This is a genomic window from Alphaproteobacteria bacterium (assembly GCA_026400645.1).
Classification (GTDB): domain Bacteria; phylum Pseudomonadota; class Alphaproteobacteria; order Paracaedibacterales; family CAIULA01; genus JAPLOP01.
Genome location: JAPLOP010000025.1, coordinates 36,263 through 42,922 on the forward strand (window position 1 = coordinate 36,263; position 6,660 = coordinate 42,922).

The 6,660-nt window shown below is 45.3% G+C and carries 4 protein-coding genes and 1 tRNA gene; 1 reads left to right on the forward strand and 4 read right to left on the reverse strand.

The genetic code is table 11. The annotated features are described in order from the left end of the window. The first annotated feature begins 48 nt into the window (after window positions 1-48). Window positions 49-1,458, forward strand: coding sequence for a DNA repair protein RadA (gene radA, locus NTX76_03895; GenBank protein ID MCX7338407.1), 1,410 nt, complete (start codon window positions 49-51; stop codon window positions 1,456-1,458). A gap of 525 nt (window positions 1,459-1,983) precedes the next feature. On the opposite strand, the gene NTX76_03900 is transcribed toward radA, so the two are convergent. From NTX76_03900 to NTX76_03915, 4 genes are all read right to left on the reverse strand, one after another. Then, window positions 1,984-3,246 carry a serine hydroxymethyltransferase gene (locus NTX76_03900; GenBank protein MCX7338408.1) on the reverse strand — a complete coding sequence of 421 codons (1,263 nt, stop codon included), beginning with the start codon at window positions 3,244-3,246 and terminating at the stop codon, window positions 1,984-1,986. Between the two features lie 29 nt (window positions 3,247-3,275). Further along, window positions 3,276-3,350: transfer RNA gene (locus NTX76_03905), tRNA-Thr, on the reverse strand. 113 nt (window positions 3,351-3,463) lie between these two features. Further along, window positions 3,464-5,011 carry an NTP/NDP exchange transporter gene (locus tag NTX76_03910; GenBank protein MCX7338409.1) on the reverse strand — a complete coding sequence of 516 codons (1,548 nt, stop codon included), beginning with the start codon at window positions 5,009-5,011 and terminating at the stop codon, window positions 3,464-3,466. A 745-nt stretch (window positions 5,012-5,756) separates the two neighbouring features. Beyond that, window positions 5,757-6,470 (reverse strand): DUF4143 domain-containing protein, encoded by a 714-nt coding sequence (locus NTX76_03915; GenBank protein MCX7338410.1) that lies wholly within the window; start codon window positions 6,468-6,470, stop codon window positions 5,757-5,759. Window positions 6,471-6,660 lie beyond the last annotated feature (190 nt).

The following is a 6,660-nucleotide window of genomic DNA, read 5'->3' on the forward strand; positions in this document are numbered from 1 at the left end:
GAAAAAAGGACGGCTCGAAAGACCCGTCCTTTTTTATTAAAGAAAATCATGGCAAAAATTCAAAAACGATACGCCTGCCAAGACTGTGGCTCCTGGTCCACCAAATGGGCGGGACGTTGCGAATCATGTGGGGCCTGGAATACCCTTGTCGAGGAAATCATTGCTCACAAGGAAAACGGTCGCGTTAAGCCCATCAATCCCCAATCATTTTTTGTTACGCTAGCAGAATCATCAAAGGATGATCCATCATACCTCCATAAATACATCACAGGAATTTCTGAATTTGATCGGGTCTGCGGTGGCGGCCTTGTCCCGGGATCGGTTATCTTGGTTGGTGGAGACCCCGGAATTGGAAAATCTACCCTTTTGTTGCAAGTTGTTGCATCTTTGTCGCAACAGACATCGGCGCGTTCCTTGATTTCTGCGTACGTTTCTGGTGAGGAAGCCTTGGGGCAGCTCAAAGTTCGCGCAGAACGCCTTAAAGTTCATCAATCATCTGTTCATATGGCATCCAGCACCAAATTATCCGAAACACTTTCGGCCCTGGAACACCTTCCCAACTTGGCCCTGGTTATCATCGATTCCATCCAAACAATGACAACGGATTCAATCGAATCGGCTGCGGGCAGCGTTTCCCAGGTTCGGGCCTGCGCCCAGGAAATTATCGCCTCCGCAAAGAAAAATAACTATGTCGCCGTTTTGGTTGGTCATGTCACGAAAGAGGGAGTCTTGGCCGGCCCACGTGTGTTGGAACACATGGTTGATACGGTTCTGTATTTCGAGGGGGATCACAATTACGATTATCGCATCCTGCGGGCGGCCAAGAATCGCTTTGGCGCCACAGATGAAATCGGGGTGTTTTCGATGGGTGAACAGGGACTAGAGGAAATCACCAATCCGTCGGCTCTTTTTCTGGCTAATCATCAGGCTAATGGCCAGGCCGGTGGTCAAGAACCCGTCAGTGGAACGGCGATTTTTGCCGGCATAGAGGGGACCCGGCCAATCTTGGTCGAAATCCAGGCCCTAATCGCATCGTCTTACCTGCCATCACCACGGCGAACAGCGATAGGATGGGATTCAAACCGCCTTTCGATGATTTTGGCTGTCTTGGAATCCCGTTGCGGGCTGAGCTTTTCCAACAAAGACATCTATTTGAACGTCGCGGGCGGCTTTAAAATCACTGAACCCGCTGCTGATCTGGCTGTTGCTGCATCCCTGATTTCAGCCCTGAAAAATTGCCCTGTGCCCCGGGAAACCGTTTACTTTGGCGAGATCGGATTAACGGGGGAGGTTCGCCCCGTCAGCCATATGGAGCTTCGCTTAAAAGAAGCTAACAAGATGGGATTTTCCCAAGCCTATTGTTCTGGATCTGTTGCAAAAAAGAAAGGCGAAAAAATCAAGGAAAGCATCGCGGACATACACCTAAATCCATTAAGGTGCGTACGCGAGCTTGTTTGAGCTTGCACCCCATAAACGATTTGTTAATACCATTTTTACGAATGATTAGTGAGTTTCCTGGATTGTTTTCTCGGGCTTCGCCCTCCTCACCACGACGTCATGGCGAGCGAACGAAGAGAGTGTGGCCATCCAGAAAACTCACTAAGAAGTAGTTCAACAAATTTGCACTTATAACGTAAATATTAATTCATGCTATTTACTATTTTAATTTAATCTCAACGAATACTCCCGTCATCCCGTGGCTTGACCACGGGAACCATGTATTCCATTGTGGATCCCGCGATCAAGTCGCGGGATGACGGGAGATCATTTTTTATGATCAAATAAACAACTGAACTATCATAGAGAATATAGGTTTGTTGAACTACTTCTAATCATTTGTGAAAATGGTTTTGGATCCAATAGAGAAACCCTAGGGAAGCAATGCCCTAAAATCATGGCTTGATCAAGAAAAGAGGGGGTTCTTTTGATTGGTTCACCATGTACCCATTCCAATCATCTTCCCTAACGCAACCCCTATTGCCATCATTCCATCTGCGTATAAATCGGAAACCTTTGGCATAATTCAATCGCTTGCTGCTTTGTCTTCTCAATAACAAATTCTGCGGTCTCATTGGACATCGCCTCGATAACGTCGGCAATCATATGGCCCACCTGGATCATCTCTGGTTTGCCAAATCCACGCGTCGTAATAGCTGGCGACCCAAGGCGAATCCCGGACGTAATTGATGGTGGCAGGGGGTCAAAGGGCAGGCCATTTTTGTTGCAGGTCATATGCGCCCGCTCCAGGGTGATCGCGGCATCCTTGCCCGTAACGTTTTTGCGTTGGCAATTCACCAAAATCAAATGGGAATCCGTTCCGCCAGATACCAAATCAAACCCGCGTTCATTCAGGGTTGCCCCAAGGGTTTTCGCATTATCTACGACTTTTTGTGCGTATTGTTGAAATTCAGGCCGAAGGGCCTCCCCAAAGGCGACGGCTTTGGCCGCAATAATATGCATCAATGGCCCGCCCTGAATGCCGGGAAAAACGGCAGAATTGATTTTTCGGCCGATGTCTTCGTCATTGGTCAGGATTAAACCACCGCGAGGCCCACGAAGGGTTTTGTGAGTCGTTGATGTCACGACATGTGCATAGGGCAGGGGGCTTGGGTAAACTTTACCGGCCACCAATCCAGCAAAATGCGCCATATCCACCATCAGATACGCCCCAACAGAATCGGCGATTGATCGAAACCGTTCAAAATCAATTATCCGTGAATAGGCTGACCCCCCAGCGATGATCAGGCGTGGGCGATGCGTTTGGGCAAGCGTTTCGATTTCATCAAAATCAATCAGATGTGTGTCGCGATTGACGCCATAACCAACGGCTTTGAACCATTTACCTGAAAGACTGACGCTGGATCCGTGGGTTAAATGTCCGCCTGCATCCAACGACATTCCCATGATTGTGTCACCTGGTTGCACAAGGGCCAGCATGACTGCTTGGTTTGCTTGGCACCCGGAATGGGGCTGAACGTTGGCGAAATTCGCATCGAACAGTTGTTTAACGCGACGAATGGCCAGCGATTCAACAACATCAACATAATCACAACCGTTATAATACCGCCGCCCGGGATACCCTTCGGCATATTTATTTGTCAGAATTGATCCTTGTGCCTGTAAAACGGCGTCGGATACGATGTTTTCTGATGCGATGAGTTCGATCTGATTTCGTTGCCGTTCCAGTTCGTTTTGAATCGCTTGATGGATCAATGGATCGGAGGAGGATAGAATGCGGTTGTTCATTTAAGCATCCTGGGTATAAAAATTATGAATGGTGCCGTAGGAGGGAATCGAACCCTCGACCTCACCCTTACCAAGGGTGTGCTCTACCACTGAGCCACTACGGCGCTGGCTCCGTAAGATATAAAAATATCCCACAAATGGATGCAAAACGCAAGGCACAAAAAACCCCACAGCCTATAAAAACCGCGGGGTTTGATGAAGTCGACCTTAAAACAGCTTAGGCTGTTTTGCTGTCTTGTTCGTCTTTGCGACGCTTAACAGCGGCATCTACCTTGACTGATAGAACCTTTACTGCATAAAGCCAGGCCAAGCAAACAACGCCAAAGACGATAAAGGCAGGCAATGCAATAACGACAATGTCTTTTGTTGCATAGGCCATCAATAATGTACTTTGAACAAAGGCACCGCCGGCTTTACCCGCACGACCACCAATGACGTCCACAGCAGCTTTACCTTTTGTTTTGAGTTCATCACTCAAGGGGATGTAGGCCATTTCTTTCGTTGGATCGAACAAGATGTACTTGACGCCCTTTCCAACGATGATGATCGCAACCCCAAGGAATGTGGCAGCTGTAACCGCATCTGTTTTCATCATATGTAAAACAACATCCAACATGTCTTTGCCCAAAATAAAGCTAAAGAAAAGAACCCCACCAAGCGTGATAATTAATGGTGTGATAAGGGCCGCTTTAAACCAGCTGACGCGCCGTAAGATATTGGATCCAACAAACAATCCGAAAAGAATTGTGAATATACCACAAACGGTCGATTGGTTCCCCATGAAGGCGTTATAGACCCCTTTATCGCCGGCTGCGTATAGACCCAATTGGTGTTTCCATTGGACTTCGACCAAGTTGATTGTTACGCCGTATGCCATAATCAGAATGGCGATAAGCCCCAGTTCCGGAGAGGTGAAAATCGTTTTGATGCTTTCACCAAGGGATGGCTTTTCTTTCTTTTTCTTGGTTTTGCCAGTTTGTTCTTCTGGATCGAAAAAGCGCTTGTCTGTTAGGACAGAGGTTGTCATCCATCGGTATAATCCCATGGCCACCATACCAAATAGGACAACGGTTCCCATCATCAGATAAAGTGAAACTTTCCAAGCTTCTTCCTTTGTTGGATAAAGATGCTGGATACTGGATGAGTACACAACGACCTGACCAGACAGGATAAGGGCAAAGTTAGCAATAACACCAAACAAGGGATAAAACCGCTTGGCTTCTGATGTGCGAACCACATGGTTTGCAAACTGCCAAAACATTAGGGCAATCATCGCACTTCCCCAAATTTCCGACAAAACGTAAAATAAGGAAAATGACCAATATGCATACAAATCAATAAACCCGCCCAATGCTGGGTAAGCCGCATGAAGCGCCTGAACCGCCTCAATCGATGGATGCAATGTATCCAAGTTTGGATAAATGATAAATGCGAACGCTGCAAAAAACACCAAAAACGGAGCAACCACTGCATAAAAAACAGCTTCTCGGCTTAGGATATTCGTTAATTTTGCATACAGCAAAACGAACAAAATTGCTGCCGGTGTAACGCAATACAATTTTAAAAATGTAATTGCGCCCGCGCCAGCTGATGTGACAACGAGTGTATCTTTCGTATCGCGCAACAATGTGTAGTTAAACAACAAACAAAACATGATCAAGCCAAGCGGCAAAAACTTTTTTAGTTCATAGTTATGAATAGGCCAAAGAGCGGCTCTTAAACCTGTAAACTCTTGTGGGACCGTTTCTTTACTTACTTTTGACATCCTTCTATAACCTCAATTTTATTAAATATACATCTACACCGGTTGATAATAATTGGTTGTGTTTTTTGGTGCAGACCTTAGTTGAAAAATTAATAATAAGTCGCGATAAGCCCTCCATCCATTACGAAAAAACGTCAGGAATAAAAAATTTGTTCGTTTATTTGTCTGCTTTTTGCAGTGGCATTTTTGTCCAGGTATAAAGTCTACACTATCCCGGGTACGTCAGTCAAGTAAGTGTGCGAGTTTTGTGCGAGCAGCTTACATCAAATGAGATCGAACTGGGTCCCCAATCTGCACAGCAATGGGTCAAAATTAAGAGCGTCTTGACCTGTCCTATTGGTCCTTGTTTTGTATCAATATAGTGCCATTTCGGCAATTGATTCTTGCAATAGATTCGCTCAAGGGGTTTAGTCGAAAAAGCCCAAGGGGCCCGAAATTGTACTATTTTCCTGAGTAATTCTGGATTGCTTCGTTTTTTACGCTGCACGCCGCGACGTCTTTGCGCGGAGGGCGCAGCCCGACAAAGCAATCTAGACCTTTATGTAGAGTTATTTTGTGCGTGATCAGAAATTTCTTAGCCTGTAAGAATCATTGTTACCAATGAATCCAGATTTTTTTATTGTCTGATTGTCCTCACTCACGGGAGGTATATGTGAGATTATGGGAGCAAGGTCAAGGTGTGTCTGAAAAAATATATATCGCATAATCCTTATTATGGAATTTAGTGGGCTGGCTTGACAACCCTCTAAATTAATTGTGATAGAAATGTTTTGGCTGGAACAATTATTGCGTTACCAGGAGCTGCAGAGGAAAAGCAGTCAGCGTCTATGTATTCTGCCTCAACGGCCACCTGGAATACGTGCTCGGCATTAAGTTGATTTTGAAAATATAGCAAGTTTTTTGAAATGGATTCGTTTGAATTTGATTTTACCTCAATCATCATCCATGGCTTTTGATTTTTGGTTACCAAGAAATCAACTTCTCGTTGATCCTTGTCACGCAGATAATACAGACCATACTGGCCGTAACCCATGTCTTGCCAAAAATGCACCGCTTTTAGCAAATGAGAAGCAATAAAATTTTCATAAGCCTGACCCTTATCTTTAATGGTTGACCAATCCCAGGAATAAACTTTTGGATCTTTCAGTAGACTCCTCGCCACATTTTGGCTGTAAGGTCTAATTGTAAAGCAATAGTATAGTGATTCTAGTGTAGCCAACCAACTACGAATGGTTTGGTCGCTGACTTGAACTTTTTTCGAAAGAGATGTGTAGTTAATCTGCTGTCCGACTTGTTGCTGCAATAGATTGGCTAAAACTTCAATTTTGGCAATATCATATGATTTTAAAACATCGCGTAAATCTTCATGAAAAAGCCTTTCCAGCCGTTGGTTAGCCCAGCGATTATAAATACGGTCACTGCTCGCTAAAAATGGCCGCGGGAATCCGCCAAACTTCAAGAGGTGTTGCCAAGCATCTTCGCTAATTTTTTTTGGTAATCGCGTTTCTTTTGTGTCCCTCCGGCAAGCGTGTGTGATCCCTATATTTTTACCCTACCGCTCCTCCCCTTGTTACTTGCCCTATCCCTTAAACCATCATCCCCTGCTTCATTCAATACAGAGCTTATGATTTTATCCCAAGGAGATTGGC

What these genes read in the sequence shown, in the direction of transcription:
- radA (MCX7338407.1), top strand. Translation starts at nt 49, where the DNA reads ATGGCAAAAATTCAAAAACGATACGCCTGCCAAGACTGTGGCTCCTGG.
- NTX76_03910 (MCX7338409.1), bottom strand. Translation starts at nt 5,011, where the DNA reads ATGTCAAAAGTAAGTAAAGAAACGGTCCCACAAGAGTTTACAGGTTTA.
- NTX76_03900 (MCX7338408.1), bottom strand. Translation starts at nt 3,246, where the DNA reads ATGAACAACCGCATTCTATCCTCCTCCGATCCATTGATCCATCAAGCG.